This is a genomic window from Winogradskyella undariae (assembly GCF_013285155.1).
In the GTDB taxonomy this organism is placed as follows: domain Bacteria; phylum Bacteroidota; class Bacteroidia; order Flavobacteriales; family Flavobacteriaceae; genus Winogradskyella; species Winogradskyella undariae.
The window spans coordinates 1-24,229 of the sequence record NZ_JABTEL010000018.1; the positions used below are offsets into that span (position 1 = coordinate 1).

Genomic DNA, 24,229 nt, shown 5'->3' on the forward strand with positions numbered 1-24,229 from the left:
CTATGATAATAATTACAGAAGTACTTTAGCAATAAATTAATAAGTTTTTACTTGTTTTTTACCACAGTACTTTGTTGGCAACTGGTTTTTATGTTATATTAATCTTTAATCAGTCAATTTAATTTCATAAGTTGTTAAGCCATACCCTGAACTTCCTAAATCTTGATTGATGACTGTCCAATCTTCATTCTCAACTGGTGATAAGATTGAAAAAGTATTAATCAAATCTTGTGATTCATAAAATTTAATTTCACTAAATGAATTTTTAGGGACTGGATTTACGCCAATTATACCATCTTCAAAAATTTTGAGAGAAGTGTTTTTTTCTATAACATCAGTTGTATCTATTTCGAATCCTAATTCTTCCGATTTCTGATAAATTATAACAATATCTTTATTTGTTTCATTATTTATAAAATACTCTGCTGAACCTGCTGGTTCAATGATTATATTATCATCGCTATTTTTGCCACAACTACTTGTTACAATAACAATAAATAATATATATGCCTTAATTAAATTGAAAAACTTCATAATGTTTTTTATTTTAAGATGAGATATATACCAAAAGGTTGCTTAGGGTTATTGAATTTATCTTTGGGTTCAGCTTGTTGCCAACGTTTTTGTATATGGTTTGTTGCGTGTTTTAAGCAACTAATTTAGTAAATAATTACCGACCAAGAAAGTCCGCGAGGACTTTCGTAAGTAGGCGAGAAGCCAGCAATAAATTATATACGGTGTTACCCTTCGTTTTTTTCTTTTATTAACTTTATTATTCTTTTCAAACTGTGAGGGTAATTTGAATATTCCATATTTTCTAAAAAATGCATTAAACTAGTTATGCTTTTAATACTCTTTTTGTGACTTGTTAATAAATGTTCTGAATTTTTATTTTCTTCAAGAATATTGAATCTTTCATACGCCAGATTCAATGCTTTTTCCGATTTCATAATATCCATTTCCATATTGATATTCATTGAAACAATATTATGTTTATTCAATTCGGTTTGAGCCTTCGAATGATTTTCAAAAAATAAATCTAAAATTAGATTCCTATCAGCTTCATTTGGGATTAGATTAGAAATCATAGAATTATTGTGGTATTCTTTCTTGAAAGTAAAGTAACCATTTACTCTACTTTGTTCTTTGTTGTTATTTATTTTATACGGTAGAAAAAAGTCTTTATCTAGAATGTAAAGCACAGGTATTTCTAGCTCCTTAAAAAGATTAAATGGATAATTTATTTTCCCCACACCATCAAGGTTTAACATTGCTCCCCCTTTTCTAGTAAGACTTACATTTCTATTTTCAAGTATATATTCAATAATTTCAGAATCTGAATCACTTTCTGTAACTATAACAAAATTTGCAAAAAAGAATTCACTGTTTTTATATTTATAGAATTTTAGATATTTGATTTCATTAAGATTATTTCTTTCCCAAAAATCTTTTAATAATTGAGTTGTTTTAGTAATTACACCTCTTGATAAGTTTTTATACTTACGAAAAAGAACAATATCAGAATGATTTAATAAATCTACAACTACAGGAGAATGTGTAGTTATTATAGATTGATTTACTGATTCATTATTATGAATTGATTTGATGAATTCTTTTATTGCTTGTGGATGTAGATTTATTTCGGGTTCTTCAATTCCTAGAATTATATTTTGTTTTTTTAATTTGGATAAATATCTATAAAGTGCAATAATTAACACACTTTGAATACCGCTTCCACACTCATTTAAATCAAAATAATTTTCATTTTCTTTTACTTTGATAACTAATTTATCAAGAAATATTGAATAATCAATTCCTGAGTCAGTTGTTATCTCGAACTCCAAATCATTTGAAATGTCATAAAAATTCTTTATTTCATTAGAAATCTTAGATAAAGCATTATTTTTTAAAATTGATACAGCTTTATTGACACTTGGAGAAAGTCTGTCCATTCTGGCGGTATGCTTTTCAAGATAAAATTTGAGTATTTCTCTAAGAATAGATTCTTCTCGAGCTTGAGCGAGGCGATAATCTCTTACTACTGGTATTAAAACAAAAGTGATATCTTCTTTTAATTTATTAATAAATTCTTGGTCGATTGTTTCGAAAGAGTTACTAATTGGGGATTTGAAAAAGTATTTAGCTGATTTATGAGAATATTTAAATCTTAATAAAAGTTCGTCTCCAACAAGTTTATCGTTATAAATATTTTTTTCTGGAATGTTACCAAAAGTTATATCTATAATAGGAATTGTTCTAGTTTTATATAGATGTTTGTCCTGAAGGAAAGATATTTTTTCATCTTCAAAATTGAAAAATGCATTCAAAGCTCGAAAAACACCTGATTTACCAGCGTTATTTTGACCAACTAATGCTGTAACATTATTGAAGTTGATTGTTATTTTTTCATAAGAGCGAAATTTCGAAATTTCAATTTTTTTTATTTTCATTTATGTTGCTCTTTTTTTAATGAAGGGTAACGTGATTGTGTATGGTTAGTTGCGTGATTTAATCACTAAAGCTAGCAAATAAATCACAGATAGAATATTCCGCAGGAATGTTCGTAAGTAGGCTTAAAAGAAGCAATTAATTATACACGGTGTTGTGGTGTCGTTTTTAATTTTTCTATCAGTCTGTCATTAAATTCAATTAGTTCAACAATTTCGGAATTCCAACTGTCCTCAATTATTTCTCCAAAACCTGTGTAAAAAACATCCCAATTGAGATTTAGACTTTTTCCAAGTTCAACTATAAATCCGCTCAAGTCATTTCCTTTCTTTTGTAATTCTTCCATAAACCAATTCCCAAAACCGTTAGCAGATTCTAATTCACTTGAAAATGATAAATAATATTTTGGAACTTCATTTTCGTAAATAATAGTTTCATTATACTCTATTTCCAAAAAAGGAAAAAATCTTTCATTTCCTCTTTCTTCAACTAAATAAGATTCCGTTTCTAATGTTACTTTATCCATTTAGATATTTTGGGTTATTAATTTCTTTTTCAAATTCAGTTGGTCTGAAAAATGGCCAAACTTCTTCGTCTCCAATTTCAATATTCTCCAATTCTTTTCCCTCTGATTTTTTTGGATAAATTCCGAACGTTATTAAACTCAAAATCCATTTAATCGGATTCGAGAATTTTGGGTCTTTCCATTCGTATTCATTGTCAGACTTTAGAAACAGAATAAATCTTTTAATATGACCTTCAGCCTCAACAGTTAATTTGTCTTTTCCTGTGTTTTTGTGTTTTCTTAAATCATCATAGCAATACCAGAAACTATTTTCGACCGCTTTAACTCCTTTATCATCTGTTGGATAAATTGGTTCAATTCTGTCCATAAACTCAAAGTTTGTTATTCTTCCAGATAGATATTGGCGAAGGTTTTCGGCTAATATGTTTCTATGATTTCTATTCATTTATGGGTTTCGTTAAATGCACCACAACGTGTAATAAGTTCACTATTTCCAATAAATCTAAAAATACAACAAAACTCAATATCAATAAGTGATTATGAGTTTTCAAACGGTAACAAGTAATTACAAACGGATGTAAATAGGTAACTACCGAATATTATTTGTCAGTCAGCACATCTTTGCAGTGTTGAATCGATGTAGGTTCAATAGTATTAACTGTTTAACCATTAAAATTTAGAATTATGAACACATTAAGAAACAAAGTACAGTTGATTGGTAACTTAGGAAATGACCCAGAAATCACCAATTTTGAATCCGGAAAAACATTAGCAAAATTCTCTGTTGCTACTAATGAAACGTATAAAAACCCTAAAGGAGAAAAAGTAACCGATACGCAATGGCATAATGTTGTAGCTTGGGGTAAAACGGCTCAGGTAGTAGAGAAATTTATTACAAAGGGAAAAGAAGTTGCTATTGAAGGTCGTTTAACTACCAGGTCTTGGGAAGATAAAGATGGTGTTAAGCGCTATACGACAGAGGTTGTTTGTAGCGAACTTTTAATGTTAGGCAAATAGTAGAAATATAAAAACCCAAAGAGCAATAATTACAATTGTCCTTTGGGTTTATTAGTTATGCTACTTTTTTAAGTAAATCAAAACAAGGGCATTTTTTACAACGCTTATTTTCTGATTTTTTAAATTTTTTGCAACATTTAGATTTTACATTGTCTAAAGTGTCTAATCCATTAGCTTCAAGAACTTTAATGCGTTCTTTCTTTAGCTTCTTATTTTTCTTTTTTTTGCCCATTGGATAAAAATCAATAGTACAAAAGTAGTTATTTATATTTAATCTAAATAATTTTTAACGTTTTAAGCTACAGGTGTTTCCGCAGCAGAATTTACAGTGAGTTGCTGAATATCTCTATCAAACAAATACAAACCACCTTTATCATCTCCAATCATTTTTACTTTATCAAGAATGGTTCTTGCTGTTGCTTCTTCTTCAATTTGTTCTGCAACATACCATTGTAAAAAGTTATGTGTGGCATAATCTTTTTCTTGTAACGATATGTGAACAAGTTCGTTAATGCTTTCAGAAACAAAAATTTCATGTTCTAAAAGTTTTTCAAACATTGATTTATAAGATTCAAACGTCACATTAGGAGCTGTTAATTCTGAAACGTGTGCGTGTCCACCACGTTCGTTAACAAACTTTACAAGTTTTAGCATGTGCGCACGTTCTTCGTCTGATTGATCGTACATAAAATTAGAAATACCTTCTAATCCTTTAACTTCTGCCCAAATTGCCATGGCTAAATAAGCTTGAGAAGATTCTGCTTCGATTCTAATTTGTTTGTTTAATGCGGCTTCGATAGATTTTGATAACATAGTGTGGTGTTTTAATTCAAATATAAGGATTGTTCATCCCGCGATAAAATATTTGTGATAAATCGCTTTTAATATTCTCTAATATATGTGATTTTTTTTAGCACTATTAACTCTAAAAGTAAATATCTTGAGCTAAACGAAACGTATTAGCGTGTGCGGTAATAATATTTTTTATATCTCGGGAATAAGCACCTCCCATACTACACATTACAGGAATTTGGTTTTGTTTGCACTGCCCTAAAACAAAACGATCTCTAGATTTACAACCATCAATAGATAAGCTGATTTGACCTAATTTATCAGAGGCTAAAACGTCTACACCAGACAGGTAGTATATAAAATCGGGTTGCTGTTCTTCTATTAACTTTGGAAGCGTCGCTTTTAATAACTTTAAATACGTTTTATCATCGGTATTGTTTTCTAGTTCGATATCTAAATCACTTTTCTCTTTTTCAAAAGGATAATTATTTTTACCGTGCATAGAAAAGGTGAATACCGATGTGTCAGTCCTAAATATTTCTGCTGTCCCATTTCCCTGGTGCACATCTAAATCTACAATTAAAATCTTTTTAGCAAGTCCATTACTTTGAAGGTATCGTGCAGCAATAGCTTGGTCGTGTAGTAGACAAAAAGCTTCACCTCGGTCTGTAAAAGCATGATGTGTACCACCAGAAATATTCATGCCGATACCATATTTTAAAGCAAATTCACTAGCTTTTATGGTTCCGTCTGCAATAATAACTTCTCGCTTAATTAAATTTCTACTCAATGGAAATCCGATTTTACGAGCCGCTCTTTGGTTTAATGTTAAATTTATTAAATCGTAATAATATTCTGGTGTATGAACAGCCAGAATGTGTTTGTCATTTGGTTCTTCTGGTTGAAAAAAATTATCTTCATTGCAAGTCCCTTCATACAAAAGTTGTTGTGGTAACAGCTCGTACTTTTCCATAGGAAAGCGATGACCTTCGGGTATATGGTGTCTGTATATTGGGTGAAATGCTATTTTCAGCATTATTTAATACGTTTTAATTGAATTCAATTTTCATCATAACAAGCTCTAAAGTGTTAGCGATAACTAGCTTTCATAATTTCATTTGTTATTTTTAGTTAACATCTATTATTTTTTCTTCAGAAATAAATTGTGTGTCGTTAGCTATGCCTTCTATGTAAAGTTTAACTGTTTTTAGGTTTGTATTATAGATATTGAAATTGAGATTGCCTTGAGCATCTGTGCTTAAATTAGGAAACCAATCAATAACACCATATTCTTTGTAAAAGTTAGAATGATAGCTTTCGTATACAGGGGTATAAAACCTTTTGTGTGTGGTGAATGATAAAGGTATTTTGTAGGTTCTAAAAGATTTCCCATACTTTTTGTATGCTCCTATAAGAGGATCGGTATAAATTTTAATAACCCCGCTACTACCTCTTACTCCCATTCCAAATCCGGTTTTATCTACAAATATATAATCAACATTATCTAAGCGGAAGTTGTAAAAATAATCTAAATCCGAAATAAGCATATCATCTAAATAGATTTGAGGTGCGGTTTTTGGGGCTTGTATTGAAACGCTTCGTTGTGGTAAAATTGAAAGTTGACCATCAATTTGCTGCACGGTATAACCTTGACTTTGTACGAAGGCTGCAAAGTCAAAATATTGATTTCTTTTAGCATCATCGAATATTGTTATATTTCCAGGTGCGCTTCCTTTTAGTTTTTGGAGTTTTGTTGATTTTGTTTCCCCAGTAATAAGCACTTCATCTAAGATTTGGGTTTTGTCAAAAGCGGGTTGAAATCCTTTCTGAGAATAATCCATAAATACCTGTTCTTTTACAACTAACGGATCTTTTTTTAGTTTTAAATTTGGAATAATTGATGGTGTAAATTGTATATATAAACCAGGGATTTCTACTTTTCCTTTCCTGGAGAGTTCTCCGATTTTTAAGGTTTCATCATCAAAGAAGAAAAATTCACTACGTATAAATGTTGTTTCCTCTTTAGCGAGTGAAATTACATTTGAGGGGCTGTATTTTGAAGGGAATACTAAATACTGCCCCGTTTTCTTTTTATTAGCATTGGCATTGATTTTAATTCCTATTTCAAAATCATAAAGTGCTTTTGGAGGGTAATTAAAAATATTGTTCCAATCATAGCTGCTCCAACCTTGAGTAAGTAACAATTGATCTAACTCGTATTTTTTCTTGTTATTAATATTAACAAAATAATAAGCTGCATTTTCAATACTACCTTTTATATAAGGTTGTAAATAGGTGTAAGAAATAATGTTGTGATGCTGCATATTAGCTTTTGTTTCTGCAGGCAAAACGGAAATACTAAAATTATTAATTTTGGATGTGTCAATTGCTTTTATTGGTAATTTGATATGTATAGAGTCTAGGTGAGTTTTTGTAAGTACATTTCTAGATTCTATAGTATTTAAACCTTCATACTTAAAGAATAAACGTTCTAAAAGCGGATTATTCTGTGAATCAAAAAGGGTAAAAATGTTAATACCTGTAGATAGGTTATCATATTTAATAAATTTAATAACTTCTGTAGTCTCACTAAATGAAAATTCAGTGGTTTTTATGTTTTTTCCGTTATGAAAACTCAGTGTGTAGGTTTTGTTTTTTATTTGTTGAAGTGTTTCTATATTGGTTCTAAATGTGATGGCTACTTTTGATCCAAGATCAGATAGTATAAGGTTAATTCCTGTATGTTCTACAGGAGGAAAAGGGAATGTTTGTGTTTTTTTATTAACCGTTGTATGTGCTGTATAATTTGTGTTTTTATGTGGTGTAAATAAAAATTTACCAATTCCTAAAGCATTGGTTTTAAAAGATGTTAATTGATTTCCAGAACCATCAGAAATATAACCTTCTAACTCAATACCAAATCCTAAACTGTCTTTTGCTACAATTCCAATCGAGTTTTCTGTGTCTGAAACAAGATGTCCGCCTTCGGGTAAAAGCTGTACATCAATGGTGTTTGTGATGGTTTTTGATGCTATTGTCGTTTCTAAATCAGTGTCAATAATTCGTATTTTTTGAGCGTAATAGTTTTGCTCATCAAAATTCCGCATCCAATTGGTATAGGCTTTAAAAGTGTAATTTCCAGAAGTAAATAAACTGTCAACAAAAAACTCACCTGGTGCTATACCTCCAAGAACTTTAATGAGTTTACTTTTTATAACTTTTTTATTTTCATCTATAATTTCACAATACAAATTTGTGGTGAGCAAAGACAGTTGTTTACTGTCTTTGTCTAAAATATATGCGTTAAAAGCAAGAACCTCTCCTTTTATAAAAGTTGATTTGTTAAGGTGAACATAAGCTAACTCTCTGGGTGCTTCAGTGTAACTATCAAATTTTGAATATAAGCTATCATTTTGAGCGTGAATTATTGTGAGTGATGACAAAAAAAGTAGAATGAATAGGCTTCTTACTGTTAACGATAAATTCATATATAAGATTTAGGATTAAAAATAATCTATTTATTAATTTTAAAAAAAGATATATTTTAATTTGTTACAATACAAGAGATTATGTGTTTTTATATAGATTACTTTTCTAGTTTTAACTGAATTCGTTTCCGAGCTACATCAACCTCTAAAACCTTCACCATAATTTGTTGATGTAATTGCACGTGCTCATTAACATCTTTCACAAAACTATCAGATAAATTAGACACATGTATTAAGCCACTTTCCTTAATACCAACATCTACAAAACAACCAAAATTAGTGATGTTATTCACGATTCCTGGTAGTAATTGTCCTTCGTGTAAATCGGTAATTGTTTTTATTTTTTGATCAAAAGTGAAAACCTTAGCTTTCTCTCTAATATCTAAACCTGGTTTTTCTAATTCTTTAATAATATCTTGAAGCGTTAACAAACCAACCTCTTGAGATACATATTTTTTTAAATCAATATTTTGAAGCTTAGATTTATTACCAATTAATTCTTGAAGTGAAACACCTTCATCTTTTGCCATTTTTTTAATAATAGCATAACTTTCAGGGTGTACAGCAGAATCGTCTAATGGGTTTTTAGCGCCTTTAATTCTTAAAAATGCAGCACTTTGTTCAAAAGCTTTTCCTCCTAAACGCGGTACTTTTAAAATGTCTTTTCGTGATTTAAAAACACCGTGCTCTGCTCTGTAATCAAAAATATTCTCAGCTAATTTAGGACCAATTCCAGAGACATGGCTTAATAAAGGTTTACTAGCAGAATTGATGTTTACACCAACAGCATTTACGCAGTTTTCTATAACTGTATCCAATTGTTTTTGAAGCTTGGCTTGGTCAACATCGTGCTGGTATTGCCCAACACCAATAGATTTTGCATCAATTTTTACCAATTCTGCCAGCGGATCTTGCAATCTTCTTCCAATAGAAACTGAACCACGAACGGTAACATCATAATTAGGGAATTCTTCGCGAGCAATTGGTGATGCCGAATAAATACTAGCACCAGCTTCGCTAACCACAAAAACTTCTAAATCATTTTTAAAATGAATTTTACGAATCAAAGCTTCAGTTTCTCTAGATGCTGTTCCGTTTCCTATAGCAATGGCTTCAATTTTGTGAGCTTCCGCTAAAGACGAAATCTTTTTAATAGCACCAATACTATCATTTTGGGGTGGATGTGGAAATATGGTTTCATTATGTTTTAAATTCCCTTGAGCATCTAAACAAACTACTTTACAACCACTTTTAAAACCCGGATCTATAGCTAAAACCCGCTTTTCTCCTATAGGTGATCCTAATAATAATTGTTTCAGATTTTTTGCAAAAACCGTAATCGCAGATTCGTCTGCTTTGTCTTTGGCATTATTTAAAGTTTCTTTGCTCAACGACGGAAATAATAAACGTTTATAAGCATCTGATATTGCTAATTCTATTTGATCTGCACAAGCATTCTGACTCTTTATAATTCTATTATCAATAAGTTCTAAGGCTCTAATCTCGTCAATTTCAATTTTAACACGAATAAATCCTTCGCCTTCTGCTCTTAAAATAGCGAGTAATCTGTGCGATGGAATACGAGATAAGGACTCCGACCAATCAAAATAATCTCTAAATTTCTGTGCCTTCTCATCTTCCTTTTTCGTCTTTATAACTTTAGTAGAAATTTGAGCTTGTCGTTCTAATTGATTTCTTAAACTATTTCTAATATCTGCACGTTCATTAATCCATTCGGCAATAATGTGTCTTGCACCTTCTAAAGCTTCATCTGTCGTTTTAATATCTCCTTTTACATATTTGTATGCAATAGATTCTATATCATTTGCTTTTTGACTCATGATGATTTTAGCCAAAGGCTCTAAACCATTTTTACGAGCTGTTTCTGCTTTTGTTTTTCGTTTTTTCTTGTAGGGTAAATAGAGGTCTTCAAGCACTGTGAGATCTTGAGCTTTTTCAATTTTTTGTTTTAAATCTTCTGTTAAGATATCTTGTTCTTCTAAAACTTTTAAAATGGCTGTTTTTCGTTTCTCTAAAGCTTCAAATTGTTCTTTATATTTAACGATGTCTCCAATCTGTACTTCGTCTAAATTTCCTGTCGCTTCTTTTCTATAACGGGAAATAAAGGGAATTGTGCAGTCTTCATTTAATAGATTTATGGTATTCTTAACGGAAGTCTCTTTTAATTGCGTTTTTGATATTATAAATTGTAATAATTGTGTCATTAAAACCTGTTTTTAAGAATAAGTAAACCTAATTTATTTAAATTTAATGCTTATTCTATTTCTACAAAATTATTAAAAATACTTATGGGTAAAGAATTACAGAAACTCCCTTATACTATTACCGAAAAAGGATCGCTAGGTATCCTTGCATTAGGTGATATAGGATTGAGAGCATGGAGAAAAGTAAAGAACGAAGCACAACAAAAGAGGAAAAATGAAGAAAAAAAGTAAAGTGCTATTAATTGGTTGGGATGCTGCGGATTGGAAAATTATAGGACCATTATTAGCAAAAGGACAAATGCCTTCCTTAAAAAAACTTATTGACAAAGGTGTTTATGGTAATATGGCAACAATGAATCCACCATACTCCCCTATGCTTTGGTCTACCGTTGCAACAGGGAAAACACCAGACAAACATGGAGTTTTAGGGTTTTTAGAGTTAATGCCAGATTTAAAAGGGGTTAGGCCTGTAACTGTAAAATCAAGAAAATCTAGAGCATTATGGAATATTTTTCATAATCAAGGTTTAAAAAGTAATCTAGTAGGTTGGTGGCCAAGTTTTCCTGCCGAACCTATAAATGGCGTGGTGGTTACTGATAAATTTCAGAAGGTTAATATTAATCCCAATAAAAAAAGTCCTATTGTAGAAGGTACAATTCACCCAGAAAGTTTGGTGGAAAGTTTGCATGATTTACGTGTGCATCCTTCTGAAATAACGGAAGCCCATATTTTACCTTTTATACCTAAAGCAGGAGAAATAGACCAAGATAAAGACCAAAGTTTACAAACGTTTTCTAAAATTATGGCTGAAAATGTGTCTTTACACGCAGCTGCTACTAATTTAATGCGGACTACTGATTGGGATTTTATGGGGGTTTATTATGATTTTATAGATCATTTTTGTCATGCATTTATGAAATTTCATCCACCTAAATTAGGGCCTATTCCTAAAAAAATATTTGAACTTTATAACGATTGTGTTTTAAGTGCTTACCGATTTCAGGATATGATGTTGGGGAGAATGTTAGAGTTAACAGATGATGATACTACCATTATTGTAATGTCTGATCATGGCTATGAATCTGGTAATAAGCGTATTCTTGAAATGCCAAAATATCAAGCCGCTCCTTCTTTAGAGCATCGGCAATTTGGAATGTTTGTTGCAGCAGGACCCAATATAAAGAAGAATGAAAAGATTTTTGGATTAGGTCTTGTAGATGTTGCGCCTACTATTTTGCATATGTTCAATTTGCCTATCGGTAAAGATATGGATGGTAAAATTGCTTTAGATATTTTTGAAAATATAAAACCACCTAAATTTATAGACAGTTGGGAAACGGTTGCAGGTGATTTTGGAGAACATTCAAAAAATCATAATACGGATTCCTTAAGTGATCAGGAAGCAATGCAACAATTAATTGATTTAGGCTACATTGATCGTCCTGATGAAAAACTAGAGGTTTCTATTTTGAAGACAAAATGTGATTTAAAATATAATCTTGCGCGTGTTTATCTAGGTAAAAAAGATTATGAAAATGCAAAATTGATATTGTTAGAACTAATTGAAGAAAAGGAACCTGTAGATGTTATTCCGTATTATATGGATTTATTGACAATTAGTATTAATGAAGAGGAATTTGATAAAGCAGAAATCTATCTTAATGAATTAAGAGTCAGGGAAAAGAAGTTTGAAATTAACACCTATTTTTCTGAAGCTAAAATTTTATTATCCAAAAATAAGGTGAATGCAGCGCTTGAGCTTTTAGTTAAAGCAAAAAACAACAAGCCTAATGGTGAAGTTTGGTTTCAAATAGGAAAAATATATACGCGCTTAGATCAGTTAGAGGATGCTAAAGCTGCTTTTGAAAATGCGCTTACGTTTGAAATTGATAATGCACATTATCACCAAGCATTTGCTGTGGTATTAATAAGACTTGAGGATTATGAAGAAGCGGCAGAACATGCACTTACGGCTATTGAATTGATAAAATATTTTCCAGATGCACATTATACATTAGGAGAAGCGCTTGAGAAATTGGGAGATACTGAAAATGCAAAAAAAGCGTATGAAACGGCTGCTAAACTAAAAGTTAAAACGTACCATAGAGCAGAAAAGGCTATAGAGAATATTCAAGATAAAATAATAGATTCAATAGCGTTTAAAGATAAAAGCGATTTTAAGTATCGAAAAGATCAAATTGTAATAGTCTCTGGTTTGCCAAGGTCAGGAACTTCTTTAATGATGCAAATGCTTGATAAAGGAGGAATAAATGCTTTAACGGATACCAATAGAAAAGCAGATGCTTCTAACCCAAAGGGCTATTTAGAGTATGCACCCGTAATGGCTTTACATCATGACAATAGTTGGCTCGGTGAGGCACAAAATAAATCCTTAAAAGTGGTTGCGCCTTTACTTAAATTTTTAGATCCTAAGTATCGCTACAAAGTTGTTTTTATGACTAGAGATTTAAATGAAGTTATAAAATCGCAACAAAAAATGATTGGAAAAGATGTAGATGTATTTCCAGTAAAATTATATGAAACCTATAAAAAACATTTAAAGCAAGTAGAAACATGGAAAGATAGAGAGCCAAGTGTGGAACTTATTTATGTAGATTATAAAGAGTCATTATATGATACGGAGGATGTAGTAAAAAAAGTAATTTCCTTTATTGGTGAAGAAGCTATGAATGTAGAGCAAATGAAATCTTGCGTTGATAAAACGTTATATAGAAATAAGGTATAAAACAAAAAAAAGCGTTTACTATTTAAGGTAAACGCTTTTTACTTATATGTTTTGTTTAAAGTACAAGTTTCTTTTTTAAAGTAGCTTTTGTGTTAGAATCTGTTAACTCTAGTATGTAGATTCCTGTTGCTAAGGAGTTGGCTTCAATAACAAAATCATCACTAGTAGTTAAGCCGTCCATAACTTGTTTACCAGTCATATTAATTAATCGGTAATTAGTAGCTTCTGTTAAATTATATAACCCTATGCTTTTGTTTAGTGTTACAATTTTAATATCATTTAAAACACTATCTTCTATGGATAAAGTTTGTTGTCCTGCGGTAATTGGAGTATCTGGAGTGTCATGATAAGCAAAATCTTTAACGGTCCAAACGCTACCACCACCATCTATATCAAGGCGTGCCCATCCATAATGTGTGTTTCCAGAAATATTAAATCGTAGTCCTAAGTATCCATCGGTAATAGAGCACCAATTTCCAAAACTGCACGAACCATAATTTAAAGATTGAAATCCGGAAGTAAAGCCATTGTTATACCAACTATTAGCTCCACTAGAAATGGCTGCTCCATTACTCAATGCAAAAGGATATGCATAAGTACTACCACCAGAACCTAAAACTTCATTACTTGCTGTTAAGGGCTCTATAAATAAATTAACGGAACTAAAATACCCTGATTCACTATTTATTTGAAAGTCATTAGTTCCATTGTTATCTATATCCAATTGAAAAATGTCACCAACTCCTCCTGTGAAGTCTGTAATATCATTATAAATAATAGATTGCCCATTAATATCATTAACACCAACAATGGCAGCTGTTAAAGCACCGTATTTAGCTAGTTGTTTAGATAATTTTAAAGAAGTAGTTTTTTTCATATTTATAATGTATTAAGTTTTTAGCAAATTACATTATTTTTAAAAAAAACACATGAATAGCTGTTTTAATTTGTTTTTTTAGTATATTTTTTAAGCTTATCTTATTTAATTGTTGGTTTTTTTTGATTTTCATTAAAAAATATGCTTCTAATTATGAATCCGTTTATTGAAACCATGTTAATATTAATTGAAATAAGAGATAATGAGGGTTCTGGTTCTAAAAAGATTAAATAGTTTCTTTTGTGTTGCTACGGAATTTAAAATTTTTTATAAAAAAAAATGCGTTTTTATTTTAGTTGTAAATTCTAAAATAAAACGCATAAATTATAATAAAGCAGGTATGCTATTGCAACTAATTTAGTTGTAAAATATAATTTTGTTATTAATTCGCATTCGCTTCTTTTTTAGCAGCATTAACCATAGCTTCATTAGGTACAATGGCAATGTTTACACGTCTGTTTTTAGAACGTCCTTCTGCGGTACTATTGTCGTTTGTAGGTTGTTCTTCACCATACCAGTGTGTTGTAAATCGTCCACTACTTAAATCTTTTCCAGTTAGGTAATTGGTTACAGCTTCAGCTCTATTTTTAGATAAAGTCATATTGTAATCAGCATTACCAGAGCTATCTGTATGACCAACAACTAAAATGTTGGTATCTGGATATTCTGAAAACACACGCGCTAATTTATTAAGTGTTTCTTGAGATTTTTCGTTAATATTATATTTTTCGGTTGCAAAATAAACACCGCTTTGCTCATCAAAAGTTAATACAATTCCATCATCCACACGTTCTACTGTTGCTCCAGGAATTTCTTCTTCAATTTTTTGGGCTTGCTTATCCATTTTATTACCAATAAGCACTCCAGCTCCACCACCAACTACACCTCCAATAACAGCACCTAATTCGCTATTGTTTCCGCTACCAACATTATTTCCTATGATAGCACCTAAAAGGGCGCCGCCCGTTGCACCGATGACTCCACCTTTTTGTTTGTTATTTGCATTGTCTACAGCTTTACAGCTTGTCATTAATACTAAAACTAGTGATAAGGTTAAGGCTATATTCGATTTATAATTTTTCATGTATTTATCTTTTTTTATGATTGATGTTCACTATCATCATTTCTTTCAATGATAATTTTTTGAACATTTTGTTTTATGCTTTTGTGAAATTCATAGTAATGGTAATGGGTTTTCCATCTAGAGTCAATACTTGTTCCCATTGCATTGAAGTTTCAGAAAGTGCTGTTAAATCCATTCGGTAGCCTATATTGGTTTCCGATTTTCCTTTTTTAGTAGTGGGTTTTAATAGGAAATTATACAAGCCAGTATCCTCATCAACCTCGTCTATTGTAAACGAGAAATTACGTTGATCTGTGTCGCAGTTCATTCCTGACAGTGTATATGTTCCAGTATTGTTATTGGGTATAAATTGCCAAGTACTGTTTTCGAAACAGGCTTTTTCAGCATCGTTAAGAAGCGTGATTTTTAAATCTCCAAAAGCAGAATATTTTACGGATGTTAATGACCAATCTCCTTTAATTGTTTTTTTAGATTGACGTACTGTTTTTGATGTGCCACAAGCCAGAAAACAGACTGTTAAGCACAATATTGCTAGTTTTTTCATAGTCTTTTAAATAATGATTCTGGTCAAAATTAGTTTAAAGACTAAGGTTTTCTTACTTGTAAAGAAAAAAATATTGATGCATTAGCAAAAAATATGAATATAAAATAGGTTCCATTTTGTAGTCTTTACAAAATGGAACCTATATAAATTTAATACCTATGATAAATGTAATTAGCTTATTTGAAGTCCATTATTTACACCATCGGTATCTGGATTTACAAACACCAAATTACCACCTTCGTCTTCCGTCATTAAAATCATACCTTGACTTTCTACACCTCTTAATTTTCGTGGTGCTAAATTGACTAAAACGGTTACACGTTTGCCAATAACATCTTCTGGTTTAAAGCTTTCTGCAATTCCGGAAACAATAGTTCGTTTATCAATGCCTGTATCTACTTTTAATACTAAAAGCTTTTTGGTTTTAGGCATTTTTTCAGCTTCTATAATGGTTCCTACACGCAAGTCTAATTTTGTAAAATCTTCAAATACAATTTCTTCTTTTTGTGGTTCTATAACTTTATTAGCAGCTTCATTAGCTTTTTTACTAGCGATTAGTTTCTCTAATTGTGCTTCAATTTCTGAATCTTCAATTTTAGAGAATAACAATTCGCCTTTTCCTATGTGATGTAACGCAGGAATAAGAATGTCTTTCGTAGAAACATCTTCCCAACCATTGTCATTCATGTTTAAAATACCTTTTAACTTATCTGAAGTGAATGGTAAAAAGGGTTCAGATAAAACAGCTAAAGCAGAAGCGATTTGTAAGGCTACAAACATTACTGTTTTGGTACGTGCTTCGTCTGTTTTAATCGTTTTCCAAGGTTCTTCGTCTGCTAAGTATTTATTTCCTAGTCGTGCTAAGTTCATTAATTCCTGGCTCGCTTCTCTAAAACGGTAACGTTCAATTGAGCTAGAAATTACAGCAGGATATGCTTTTACAGCAGCCAAAGTTTCTTTGTCAATTTCTAAATAATCAGAAGGTGCAGGAATAATGCCATCGTAATATTTATTACTTAAAACAACCACGCGATTAATAAAGTTTCCGAAGATTGCTACCAATTCATTATTATTTCTTGCCTGAAAATCTTTCCAAGTGAAATCGTTATCCTTAGTTTCTGGCGCGTTTGCCGTTAATGCATAACGCAATACATCTTGCTGATTTGGGAAATCTATTAAATAATCTGGTAACCAAACGGCCCAATTTTTAGAAGTCGATAATTTTTGACCTTCTAAGTTTAAAAATTCATTTGCAGGGACATTTTCGGGTAAAATATAAGAGCCTTCAGCTTTTAACATAGAAGGGAAAATGATACAGTGAAATACAATATTATCTTTTCCTATAAAATGCACCAATTTAGTGTCTTCGTCTTTCCAGTAATCTTCCCAGTTTTTACCTTCGCGTTCTGCCCATTCTTTGGTAGAAGAGATGTACCCAATAGGAGCATCGAACCAAACATAAAGGACTTTTCCTTCTCCGCCTTCAACAGGTACCGGAATTCCCCAATCTAAATCTCTAGTTACGGCACGTGGACGTAAACCATCATCGATCCAAGATTTCACCTGACCATAAACGTTAGGTTTCCAGTCTTTTTTATGCCCTTTTAAAATCCATTCACGAAGAAATTCTTCATGCTTATTTAAAGGTAAAAACCAGTGCTTAGTTTCTTTTAAACTTGGTACATTTCCTGTTATTGCTGATTTAGGATTTATTAAATCTGTAGCATTTAAACTCGATCCACAGCTTTCACATTGATCACCATAAGCTTCTTCATTCCCACACTTAGGGCAAGTTCCTGTTACAAAACGGTCTGCTAAAAACTGATTGGCTTCTGCATCGTATAATTGTTCAGTAACCTCTTCTACAAACTCATTTTTGTTGTAAAGTGTTTTAAAGAACTCTTGAGCTGTATCATGGTGGATTTTAGCTGAGGTACGTGAGTAATTGTCAAATGAAATACCAAAATCTAGAAAAGATTGTTTGATAATAGCATGATATTTATCCACAATATCCTGTGGTGTTACGCCTTCTTTTTTTGCTTTAATGGTGATGGGCACACCATGCTCGTCACTTCCGCAAATAAAGGCAACATCATTACCTGTTAATCTTAAGTATCTAGAATAAATATCGGCAGGCACATAAACACCGGCTAAATGACCAATATGTATTGGGCCGTTGGTATAAGGTAATGCTGCTGTTATGGTATATCTTTTAGACATGTTTTTCTTGTTTTTTGAAGCTACAAAAGTACGCAATATATAAGGGATTTAGAAAAAAAATGTACTTTTACCAAAAGCAGAATTTATGACTTTTAGACCACACTTAATGGCTCTTGTTTTTGTCGTTATTTTAATGACATCATCGAAAATACAAGCCCAAATAGAAACTAATAAATCTATTGAAATGACTTCAGAATTAATTCAACCACCATATTTAAAAGCAGGAGATACAGTTGCTATTGTAGCGCCCTCTGGAATTTTAAAAAATAGAGAAGGTGAAGTACAACATGCGATACAACTTTTAAAAAGTTGGGGATTACATGCCGTTGTTGGAGAACATGTGTTTAGTAAAGCCAATCATTTTGCGGGAACCGATGATGAACGTTGTGCCGATTTACAAAAAGCTATGGACGATCCTAAAATTAGTGCGATTTGGTGTGCCCGTGGTGGTTATGGAACGGTTCGTATTTTAGATAAGTTGAATTATACCAAATTTAAAGAAAACCCTAAATGGCTTATTGGCTATTCAGATATAACAGCTTTGCACAATCAAATGCATAAGGAAGGTTTTCAGTCGTTACATGCTTTAATGTGTGTGAGTTTACCAAACGATATAAGCACCATTAAAGAAACAGTTGCTACATTTAAATCTACCATTTTTGGTCAGCCTGTAGATTATACTTTAAAAGGATCGGAATATAATAGAGTAGGCGAAGCATCGGGTGAATTAATAGGAGGGAATCTTACCATTTTACATACCATGTTAGGTTCTGAAGAAAGTTTAGATACGGATGGTAAAATTCTTTTTATTGAAGAAATAGGAGAATATAAATATCATGTAGATCGTATGTTGCAAAGTCTGAAACGCGCGGGTTACTTTGATAATTTAAGCGGACTTGTAGTTGGTGACATGACGAGAATGCGAAAAAACACAACGCTTTGGGGAACTTCTGTAGAGCAGTTGATTTTAGATGCTTTATCAGAATATGATTTTCCAATTACGTTTAATATGCCTGCGGGTCACGAAAAAGACAATCGTGCGTTGATATTAGGAAAAGAAGTGAAATTGGTTGTGGGTAAAGGACAGTCGACTTTAAAATATTTAAAATAACTTTTTTTGAAATTTATAAAATAAAAACGCGCCTAAAAAATAGAGTACAACATCTATAAGGTCACTTGTATAACGTGCGTTTGTTTTTGGTAGGAATACTTCAAAATACAAAGCGAAAAAAGTGGTTAATAGCATAATGATTACTAATGGCACGTAAAGTATTTCTGTTTTTTTATAGATGCGTAAAACAGCCAAGCATAGACTTAAAACAATAGGCATACATAGAAAGTCATTCACGTAAAAATAGATCCAATTTGGTAGCGGTGTTTCAAATCGATTTGCAATATAGATAGCAGAAGCGATGCCAATACTGATTAAGAATAAAGGCTGTTTTAATATTTTCAAAGTCTTATTGTTTTCTAAAGCTCACACAGAATTTATTTAATCATTTCTTGATCTTTATGCTGCAATTGCTGTAATGAGCCAAGCGATAAATACACCAATAGTCATAAAACCTAGCCAAATAGAATGTGTGATTTTTACAAAAACACGCACGATTAAAAATTTATGGTCTTTGTACTTTTCATAGAAAGAAGGGGAAGCTTCATTTTGAAGACGTTCACGTTCTAAACGGTCTTTTTTGTCTTGAGCAAAGGCTAATTCGCGTCTTTTTTTATAAGACAAAAGCGTATTACATTGGGTACAATATTCTTCATTTGTATTGTAGACACCACAATTAGGACACTTAACATGACTCGCCATTTTATCAATTTTGAAATTAAATTAAAGATAGGACTAATTGTACTATTTTATGTGCTTGAAAGAAAGAGGTTTTGACTCAAACTATTTAATTGCTTATCTTTAAGAACATATAAGCGTAGTACAAGGTTTTAATTTTGAATCTAAAATTTGCGAAATTTAGATTCTTACTTTCTCAGGAATAATGGCAGAACACAATGAACTTGGTCAACTAGGAGAGCAATTGGCAACGGATTATCTTATTAAAAAAGGATATGAAATTGTGGAGCGAAATTATGTGTTTCAAAAAGCAGAGATAGATATTATAGCAAAACACAATGGTTTTATGGTTTGTGTAGAGGTTAAAACTCGAAATTCTGATTTTTTTGGAGATCCACAAGAGTTTGTAACACCAAGTAAGATTAAGTTGTTGGTAAAAGCAATGGATGAATATATTACAAGCAATGCTATTGATCTAGAAACTCGTTTTGATATTACAGCCGTATTAAAGAATAAAACAACTGAAAAAATAACGCATTATGAAGATGCTTTTTATCATTTTTAATGGCTGTTATTCTGTTTAGAATGACATTATACTAACGATAAAACCCCATTTCATCTATAAGTTTCCAAACGTCATTAGGGAGCATTGGTCTAATATTGTTTCCTGCTTTAATTTCATTTCTAATAAAAGTAGAGGAAAGTTCCATAATTGGCGCTTCAACTTTTATAACCTTAGGATGATCTTTTAATTCGTTAACAACCTTGCCTTCCGATAATCTAGGATACACATAAATACTATGATTTTCTAAAATTATTTCGTTGTTTTTCCACTTGTGAAAACTCTTTAAATTGTCTTCTCCCATAATGAGAGAAAACTCAAAATCTGGGTGTTTCTCAAAAAGGTACGTTAAAGTGTCAATGGTGTAGTTGGGTTGTTTTAATCCAAATTCTATATCACTCGGGCGTAGTTTATCATAGTCCTTTGTAGCCAAATGAACCATATCTAAACGTTGGTAATTATCTAGTAAGCTGCTTTTCTTTTTAAAAGGACTTAACGGGGTTACCACAAACCAAATTTCATCTAAATCGCTATGTTCAACTAAATGATTGGCAATAGTGAGATGCCCAATATGAATAGGGTTAAACGTACCAAAATATAAACCAACCTTCATATTATTTTGCTATAAAATCTGCAACTAGTTTATGAGCATTTGCTAAAGCTTCATCTAAATTAGAGTTGATGACAATTTCATCGAAAAGTGGAGCAGTTGCTAATTCTGCAGGTGCTTTAGAAACACGCATGCTTATTTTGTCTTCACTTTCTTCACCACGTTCTTTTAAACGTCTTACCAATTCATTTAAATCTGGTGGCTTAACAAAAATAGCAATTGTTTGATCTGGAAATTTTCTTTTAATACGAAGTCCGCCTGAAACATCAATATCAAAAATAACGTGTTTTCCTTGTGCCCAAATACGAGCGATTTCAGTTTTTAAGGTACCATAGAAATTGTCTCTATAAACCTCTTCCCATTCTAGAAAATCATCGTTTTTTATTCGGTTTTTAAACTCTTCTAAAGATAAATAGTAGTAGTCTTTACCGTGAATTTCGTTACCGCGCTTTTCTCTAGATGTTGCTGAAATAGAAAACTCTAAATTTAGGTCTGGCTGTTTTAATAAATGACGAACTATGGTTGTTTTTCCAGATCCTGAAGGTGCTGAAAAGACGATAAGCTTGCCTTGTTTTTCGTTTTTAATGTCTGACAAAGTGTAATGTTTTTTTGCTTACTAATGTTAAAGAACATTTAATAGCTGTTCCTTAATTTTTTCAAGTTCATCTTTCATCTGAACTACTAATTTTTGCATTGGAGCATAATTAGATTTTGAACCGATGGTGTTAATTTCTCTTCCCATTTCTTGAGAAATAAATCCTAATTTTTTTCCGTTAGAATCGTCAGAATTTAAAGTTTTTATAAAATACTCTAAGTGATTATCTAAACGTACTTTTTCTTCGGTAATATCAAATTTTTCAATGTAATAAACCAATTCTTGTTCAAAACGGTTTTCATCTACTTTTTCTTTAAGGTCAGAAACGCCTTTTTCTAAACGAGCTCTTACACCATCAATACGTTCTGGGTCTATGGCAATTACTTCCTCGAGTAAACGTTTTAAAGTTGCAACTCTTTCTGTAAAATCTTGGTTTAAAGTAGCGCCTTCGTCTTTACGGTATTCTACGATGTTGGCAATGGCTTTATTGATTTCTGTACTAATAAGTGTCCATTCATCTTCGTCAATGTCATCACGCTCTGTAGTGATAGCATCTGGCATACGAATGGCCATTTTCAATAGCTCTGTAGCATCACCATCTACAACTTCTTTAAGTTGCTTAATGTATTCCTTAACTACGGTTTGGTTAATTTTAGAGCTAGTGTCTTCACCTGTGATTTCTACAAAAAGCGAAAAATCAACTTTACCTCTAACAAGATGGTTTGCAATAAGTTTTCTTATTCCTAATTCTTTTGCTCTGTACATAGAAGGCATGCGAGCGTTGAGGTCTAAACTTTTACTATTTAAAGATTTTAATTCTATTGAAATCTTTTTTGTTGGGAGCTGAAGAACAGATTTCCCATAACCAGTCATGGATTGTATCATTAAAGCATTGCAATTAAAGTTGCGCAAAGGTACAAAATTGAATGGTTTTATTATTTGATTAAATAGTTTAGCGAGAATTAAGGCGAACTAATGTAGTTTTATAACTTTGTAATTCACAACAGAAACAAAATTTATGTACAAAAAACAGTTCGAAATTCGCTGGAGCGATGTAGATGCTAATGGTCATTTAGCAAATTCTGCCTACACCAATTTTATGAGTCATGCAAGGATGTCTTTCTTTACGGAGCAAGGTTTTTCCATGCTAGAAATTATGAAACATAATGTGGGTCCTGTAGTGTTCTATGAACATATGTATTATTTTAAAGAATCTTTTTTAGGCACTCCAATTACAGTTACAATTGAAGTTTCGGGTATTAGTGAAGATGGTATGTATTTTATGTTTGAACATAATTTTTACAACCATAAAGGAGACCATTTGGCGTATTGCGAAATGCAAGGTGGTTGGATAGATCTTAAGGCTAGAAAATTATCGGGTTTACCTGAGGTTTTGTTAGATTTAGCTCATAAATTTCCTAAATCAGACAGTTTTAAGGTATTAACAAAAGAAGATACGCGTAAGCATGGCGTGAGACCAAAGCCATTAAAAATGTAAGATTTCTTAATTTATAAATATAAAACCTATGCGATTTTTTATAATTTCATAGGTTTTGTTTTTACTTAAAAACCGAATGTTGCTTAAAAGATTTTATCTGCACATTTTTAATAAACGGTTTTAAAACCTGGTTAGGTAAATATCTTTTATGTTTGCAATAACAGGTTAAATCTTCGGGTTGTGCGCCAAGTGTGCTTTTTATTTCAGAAGCGGTTCTTCCTAGATTAATTTTTGTCGATTTTGTAGTAATTCCTAATCTAACGTAATCATTTAAAATACGAGGATAAATAGCAAATTCTTTATTTTTATCGTAGTCGATACCAATAAAATGGGCATCGAGATGTCTGTCGTTTTGCATTGCTGATAAAAAACCGACTAATTTTTGGTCTAGAAAATATCCTTTGACTATAAACTGGTCTTTAAAGGCTTTTTTAAGGTGAATGTAAGTTTCTAAATTTAGAATTTGAGCATTAAAATCAGCGTTAGCAATAGTGTTTTGGTAAAGTTCTTGAAGCTCGTTTTTATGTTCTATAATATCTTCTTCAGTAAAAAGAAGCTCTTCTAAATTTTTACTTTTAGCATCTGCTCTATTGGCTTTAACGCGGTATTTAGATTTTAAAGCTTTAGTGTAATCTTCAAAAGAATACCATTCTGGTTTTAAAGTAATAATCATATTAGGCTCCACTTGCATGGCGGCGTAATCTAAAGTTTTAAGTTGATTGGTTATGGAAAGCGATTCATTTTTAAAATCTTTAATAAAAGTTGCACTCAGCTTTTTTGTGTTTTTAGCCAGTAGTTTCACACCATCAGCCAAAGCTTTAAAAGTTGAAATTTTATCTTCTCCTTCTTTTAAAAACGTTCCATATTCACCACTTAAAAACACATTCCCGCAGAATAGAACTTTAATGTGATTATTACAAAACATGTTGTTAACTGTACATCTTAATTTATCAGACATACTAATGTTTTTAGTAATGGTTTTAATCCCAATGGTTACAATTTGTGTGTTTGCAAAGGCAATGGCTTCCTTGTTTTTTAAAATGAAAATATAATTAAAAGAAATGTCTGTGTTGGCAGACTCAAAAGCTTTTAAAAATTCAGGTGAATAATAAATATTGGCACAACATTTAACGCTATCCCAATACGATTTTGGAATAGCGTTTACCGTTGTAAAAACTTCAGATGTTATTTGCAAATTAGTTTCAATT

At 31.5% G+C, this 24,229-nt stretch carries 24 protein-coding genes; 6 read left to right on the top strand and 18 right to left on the bottom strand.

What is annotated here, in order from left to right; translation table 11 throughout:
• Positions 1-105: 105 nt before the first annotated feature.
• From HSX10_RS16960 to HSX10_RS16975, 4 genes are all read right to left on the bottom strand, one after another.
• Positions 106-534: a hypothetical protein gene (locus tag HSX10_RS16960; RefSeq protein ID WP_217363311.1), complete on the bottom strand. Its 429-nt coding sequence runs from the start codon at positions 532-534 to the stop codon at positions 106-108.
• A 206-nt stretch (positions 535-740) separates the two neighbouring features.
• Complete coding sequence (locus HSX10_RS16965) at positions 741-2,450, bottom strand: ATP-dependent nuclease (RefSeq protein WP_173589444.1); 1,710 nt, start codon at positions 2,448-2,450, stop codon at positions 741-743.
• Positions 2,451-2,590: 140 nt separating this feature from the next.
• Positions 2,591-2,974: a hypothetical protein gene (locus tag HSX10_RS16970; protein ID WP_173589445.1), complete on the bottom strand. Its 384-nt coding sequence runs from the start codon at positions 2,972-2,974 to the stop codon at positions 2,591-2,593.
• Positions 2,967-3,341 (bottom strand): hypothetical protein, encoded by a 375-nt coding sequence (locus HSX10_RS16975; protein WP_173589446.1) that lies wholly within the window; start codon positions 3,339-3,341, stop codon positions 2,967-2,969. Before HSX10_RS16975 ends, HSX10_RS16970 begins: the two co-directional genes overlap by 8 nt.
• A gap of 317 nt (positions 3,342-3,658) precedes the next feature.
• On the opposite strand from HSX10_RS16975, the gene HSX10_RS16980 reads away from it, so the two are divergent.
• Positions 3,659-3,991 carry a single-stranded DNA-binding protein gene (locus HSX10_RS16980; RefSeq protein WP_173589447.1) on the top strand — a complete coding sequence of 111 codons (333 nt, stop codon included), beginning with the start codon at positions 3,659-3,661 and terminating at the stop codon, positions 3,989-3,991.
• A 294-nt stretch (positions 3,992-4,285) separates the two neighbouring features.
• Here the strand turns inward: HSX10_RS16980 and HSX10_RS16985 are convergent, their stop codons facing one another.
• The 4 genes from HSX10_RS16985 to HSX10_RS17000 all read right to left on the bottom strand — a co-directional run bounded on the left by HSX10_RS16985 (position 4,286) and on the right by HSX10_RS17000 (position 10,496).
• The gene (locus tag HSX10_RS16985; protein WP_173589448.1) at positions 4,286-4,804 is read right to left on the bottom strand and encodes a ferritin; all 519 of its coding nucleotides are present in this window, start codon (positions 4,802-4,804) and stop codon (positions 4,286-4,288) included.
• A 112-nt stretch (positions 4,805-4,916) separates the two neighbouring features.
• Positions 4,917-5,819 (bottom strand): histone deacetylase family protein, encoded by a 903-nt coding sequence (locus tag HSX10_RS16990; protein WP_173589449.1) that lies wholly within the window; start codon positions 5,817-5,819, stop codon positions 4,917-4,919.
• A gap of 91 nt (positions 5,820-5,910) precedes the next feature.
• Entirely contained in the window at positions 5,911-8,271 is a 2,361-nt protein-coding gene (locus HSX10_RS16995; protein ID WP_173589450.1) for a hypothetical protein, read from the bottom strand.
• 98 nt (positions 8,272-8,369) lie between these two features.
• Positions 8,370-10,496, bottom strand: coding sequence for a Tex family protein (locus HSX10_RS17000; protein ID WP_173589451.1), 2,127 nt, complete (start codon positions 10,494-10,496; stop codon positions 8,370-8,372).
• A gap of 84 nt (positions 10,497-10,580) precedes the next feature.
• Between HSX10_RS17000 and HSX10_RS17005 the strand changes: the two genes are divergently transcribed.
• Entirely contained in the window at positions 10,581-10,727 is a 147-nt protein-coding gene (locus HSX10_RS17005; protein ID WP_173589452.1) for a hypothetical protein, read from the top strand.
• Entirely contained in the window at positions 10,711-13,242 is a 2,532-nt protein-coding gene (locus HSX10_RS17010) for an alkaline phosphatase family protein (RefSeq protein ID WP_173589453.1), read from the top strand. Before HSX10_RS17005 ends, HSX10_RS17010 begins: the two co-directional genes overlap by 17 nt.
• Positions 13,243-13,297: 55 nt before the next feature.
• Here HSX10_RS17010 and HSX10_RS17015 read toward each other — a convergent pair whose 3' ends face one another.
• The 4 genes from HSX10_RS17015 to metG form a co-directional block, all read right to left on the bottom strand.
• Positions 13,298-14,119, bottom strand: a complete 822-nt coding sequence (locus HSX10_RS17015) for a T9SS type A sorting domain-containing protein (RefSeq protein WP_173589454.1) — start codon at positions 14,117-14,119, stop codon at positions 13,298-13,300.
• Between the two features lie 382 nt (positions 14,120-14,501).
• Positions 14,502-15,203, bottom strand: coding sequence for a YiaD family glycine zipper/OmpA-like lipoprotein (locus HSX10_RS17020; protein WP_173589455.1), 702 nt, complete (start codon positions 15,201-15,203; stop codon positions 14,502-14,504).
• Between the two features lie 73 nt (positions 15,204-15,276).
• Positions 15,277-15,747 carry a lipocalin family protein gene (locus tag HSX10_RS17025; protein WP_173589456.1) on the bottom strand — a complete coding sequence of 157 codons (471 nt, stop codon included), beginning with the start codon at positions 15,745-15,747 and terminating at the stop codon, positions 15,277-15,279.
• 171 nt (positions 15,748-15,918) lie between these two features.
• Positions 15,919-18,003 (bottom strand): methionine--tRNA ligase, encoded by a 2,085-nt coding sequence (metG, locus tag HSX10_RS17030; RefSeq protein WP_173589457.1) that lies wholly within the window; start codon positions 18,001-18,003, stop codon positions 15,919-15,921.
• 49 nt (positions 18,004-18,052) lie between these two features.
• Here metG and HSX10_RS17035 point away from each other — a divergent pair, with 49 nt between their 5' ends.
• Positions 18,053-19,078, top strand: coding sequence for a S66 peptidase family protein (locus tag HSX10_RS17035; RefSeq protein ID WP_254453265.1), 1,026 nt, complete (start codon positions 18,053-18,055; stop codon positions 19,076-19,078).
• On the opposite strand, the gene HSX10_RS17040 is transcribed toward HSX10_RS17035, so the two are convergent.
• Both HSX10_RS17040 and HSX10_RS17045 read right to left on the bottom strand, forming a co-directional pair.
• Positions 19,070-19,423 (bottom strand): hypothetical protein, encoded by a 354-nt coding sequence (locus HSX10_RS17040; RefSeq protein WP_173589458.1) that lies wholly within the window; start codon positions 19,421-19,423, stop codon positions 19,070-19,072. The two genes, HSX10_RS17035 and HSX10_RS17040, sit on opposite strands and share 9 nt — an antisense overlap.
• A 54-nt stretch (positions 19,424-19,477) precedes the next feature.
• A complete protein-coding gene (locus HSX10_RS17045; RefSeq protein ID WP_173589459.1) occupies positions 19,478-19,780 on the bottom strand; it encodes a hypothetical protein in 303 nt (100 codons plus the stop codon).
• Between the two features lie 181 nt (positions 19,781-19,961).
• Here HSX10_RS17045 and HSX10_RS17050 point away from each other — a divergent pair, with 181 nt between their 5' ends.
• Positions 19,962-20,321 carry a YraN family protein gene (locus tag HSX10_RS17050; RefSeq protein ID WP_173589460.1) on the top strand — a complete coding sequence of 120 codons (360 nt, stop codon included), beginning with the start codon at positions 19,962-19,964 and terminating at the stop codon, positions 20,319-20,321.
• 31 nt (positions 20,322-20,352) lie between these two features.
• Here the strand turns inward: HSX10_RS17050 and nadD are convergent, their stop codons facing one another.
• From nadD to HSX10_RS17065, 3 genes are read right to left on the bottom strand one after another with little or no spacing between them, the layout of a single operon-like run.
• Positions 20,353-20,931, bottom strand: coding sequence for a nicotinate (nicotinamide) nucleotide adenylyltransferase (gene nadD / locus HSX10_RS17055; RefSeq protein WP_173589461.1), 579 nt, complete (start codon positions 20,929-20,931; stop codon positions 20,353-20,355).
• Position 20,932: 1 nt separating this feature from the next.
• On the bottom strand, positions 20,933-21,523 hold the full coding sequence (gene gmk / locus HSX10_RS17060; RefSeq protein WP_173589462.1) for a guanylate kinase: 591 nt from the start codon (positions 21,521-21,523) through the stop codon (positions 20,933-20,935).
• Between the two features lie 27 nt (positions 21,524-21,550).
• Positions 21,551-22,408, bottom strand: coding sequence for a YicC/YloC family endoribonuclease (locus HSX10_RS17065; RefSeq protein WP_173589463.1), 858 nt, complete (start codon positions 22,406-22,408; stop codon positions 21,551-21,553).
• Positions 22,409-22,541: 133 nt separating this feature from the next.
• Between HSX10_RS17065 and HSX10_RS17070 the strand changes: the two genes are divergently transcribed.
• A complete protein-coding gene (locus HSX10_RS17070) occupies positions 22,542-23,021 on the top strand; it encodes an acyl-CoA thioesterase (protein ID WP_173589464.1) in 480 nt (159 codons plus the stop codon).
• A 61-nt stretch (positions 23,022-23,082) separates the two neighbouring features.
• Here HSX10_RS17070 and HSX10_RS17075 read toward each other — a convergent pair whose 3' ends face one another.
• The gene (locus HSX10_RS17075) at positions 23,083-24,216 is read right to left on the bottom strand and encodes a hypothetical protein (RefSeq protein WP_173589465.1); all 1,134 of its coding nucleotides are present in this window, start codon (positions 24,214-24,216) and stop codon (positions 23,083-23,085) included.
• Between the last annotated feature and the right edge of the window lie 13 nt (positions 24,217-24,229).

Coding starts and splice junctions, on each gene's coding strand:
- HSX10_RS16985 (WP_173589448.1), bottom strand. CDS start 4,804: ATGTTATCAAAATCTATCGAAGCCGCATTAAACAAACAAATTAGAATC.
- HSX10_RS17005 (WP_173589452.1), top strand. CDS start 10,581: ATGGGTAAAGAATTACAGAAACTCCCTTATACTATTACCGAAAAAGGA.
- HSX10_RS16965 (WP_173589444.1), bottom strand. CDS start 2,450: ATGAAAATAAAAAAAATTGAAATTTCGAAATTTCGCTCTTATGAAAAA.
- HSX10_RS17050 (WP_173589460.1), top strand. CDS start 19,962: ATGGCAGAACACAATGAACTTGGTCAACTAGGAGAGCAATTGGCAACG.
- HSX10_RS16970 (WP_173589445.1), bottom strand. CDS start 2,974: ATGGATAAAGTAACATTAGAAACGGAATCTTATTTAGTTGAAGAAAGA.
- HSX10_RS17065 (WP_173589463.1), bottom strand. CDS start 22,408: ATGATACAATCCATGACTGGTTATGGGAAATCTGTTCTTCAGCTCCCA.
- HSX10_RS16975 (WP_173589446.1), bottom strand. CDS start 3,341: ATGGACAGAATTGAACCAATTTATCCAACAGATGATAAAGGAGTTAAA.
- HSX10_RS17035 (WP_254453265.1), top strand. CDS start 18,053: ATGACTTTTAGACCACACTTAATGGCTCTTGTTTTTGTCGTTATTTTA.
- HSX10_RS17015 (WP_173589454.1), bottom strand. CDS start 14,119: ATGAAAAAAACTACTTCTTTAAAATTATCTAAACAACTAGCTAAATAC.
- HSX10_RS17000 (WP_173589451.1), bottom strand. CDS start 10,496: ATGACACAATTATTACAATTTATAATATCAAAAACGCAATTAAAAGAG.
- nadD (WP_173589461.1), bottom strand. CDS start 20,931: ATGAAGGTTGGTTTATATTTTGGTACGTTTAACCCTATTCATATTGGG.
- HSX10_RS17070 (WP_173589464.1), top strand. CDS start 22,542: ATGTACAAAAAACAGTTCGAAATTCGCTGGAGCGATGTAGATGCTAAT.
- HSX10_RS16960 (WP_217363311.1), bottom strand. CDS start 534: ATGAAGTTTTTCAATTTAATTAAGGCATATATATTATTTATTGTTATT.
- HSX10_RS16990 (WP_173589449.1), bottom strand. CDS start 5,819: ATGCTGAAAATAGCATTTCACCCAATATACAGACACCATATACCCGAA.
- HSX10_RS16980 (WP_173589447.1), top strand. CDS start 3,659: ATGAACACATTAAGAAACAAAGTACAGTTGATTGGTAACTTAGGAAAT.
- HSX10_RS17020 (WP_173589455.1), bottom strand. CDS start 15,203: ATGAAAAATTATAAATCGAATATAGCCTTAACCTTATCACTAGTTTTA.
- HSX10_RS17045 (WP_173589459.1), bottom strand. CDS start 19,780: ATGGCGAGTCATGTTAAGTGTCCTAATTGTGGTGTCTACAATACAAAT.
- HSX10_RS17025 (WP_173589456.1), bottom strand. CDS start 15,747: ATGAAAAAACTAGCAATATTGTGCTTAACAGTCTGTTTTCTGGCTTGT.
- HSX10_RS17010 (WP_173589453.1), top strand. CDS start 10,711: ATGAAGAAAAAAAGTAAAGTGCTATTAATTGGTTGGGATGCTGCGGAT.
- HSX10_RS16995 (WP_173589450.1), bottom strand. CDS start 8,271: ATGAATTTATCGTTAACAGTAAGAAGCCTATTCATTCTACTTTTTTTG.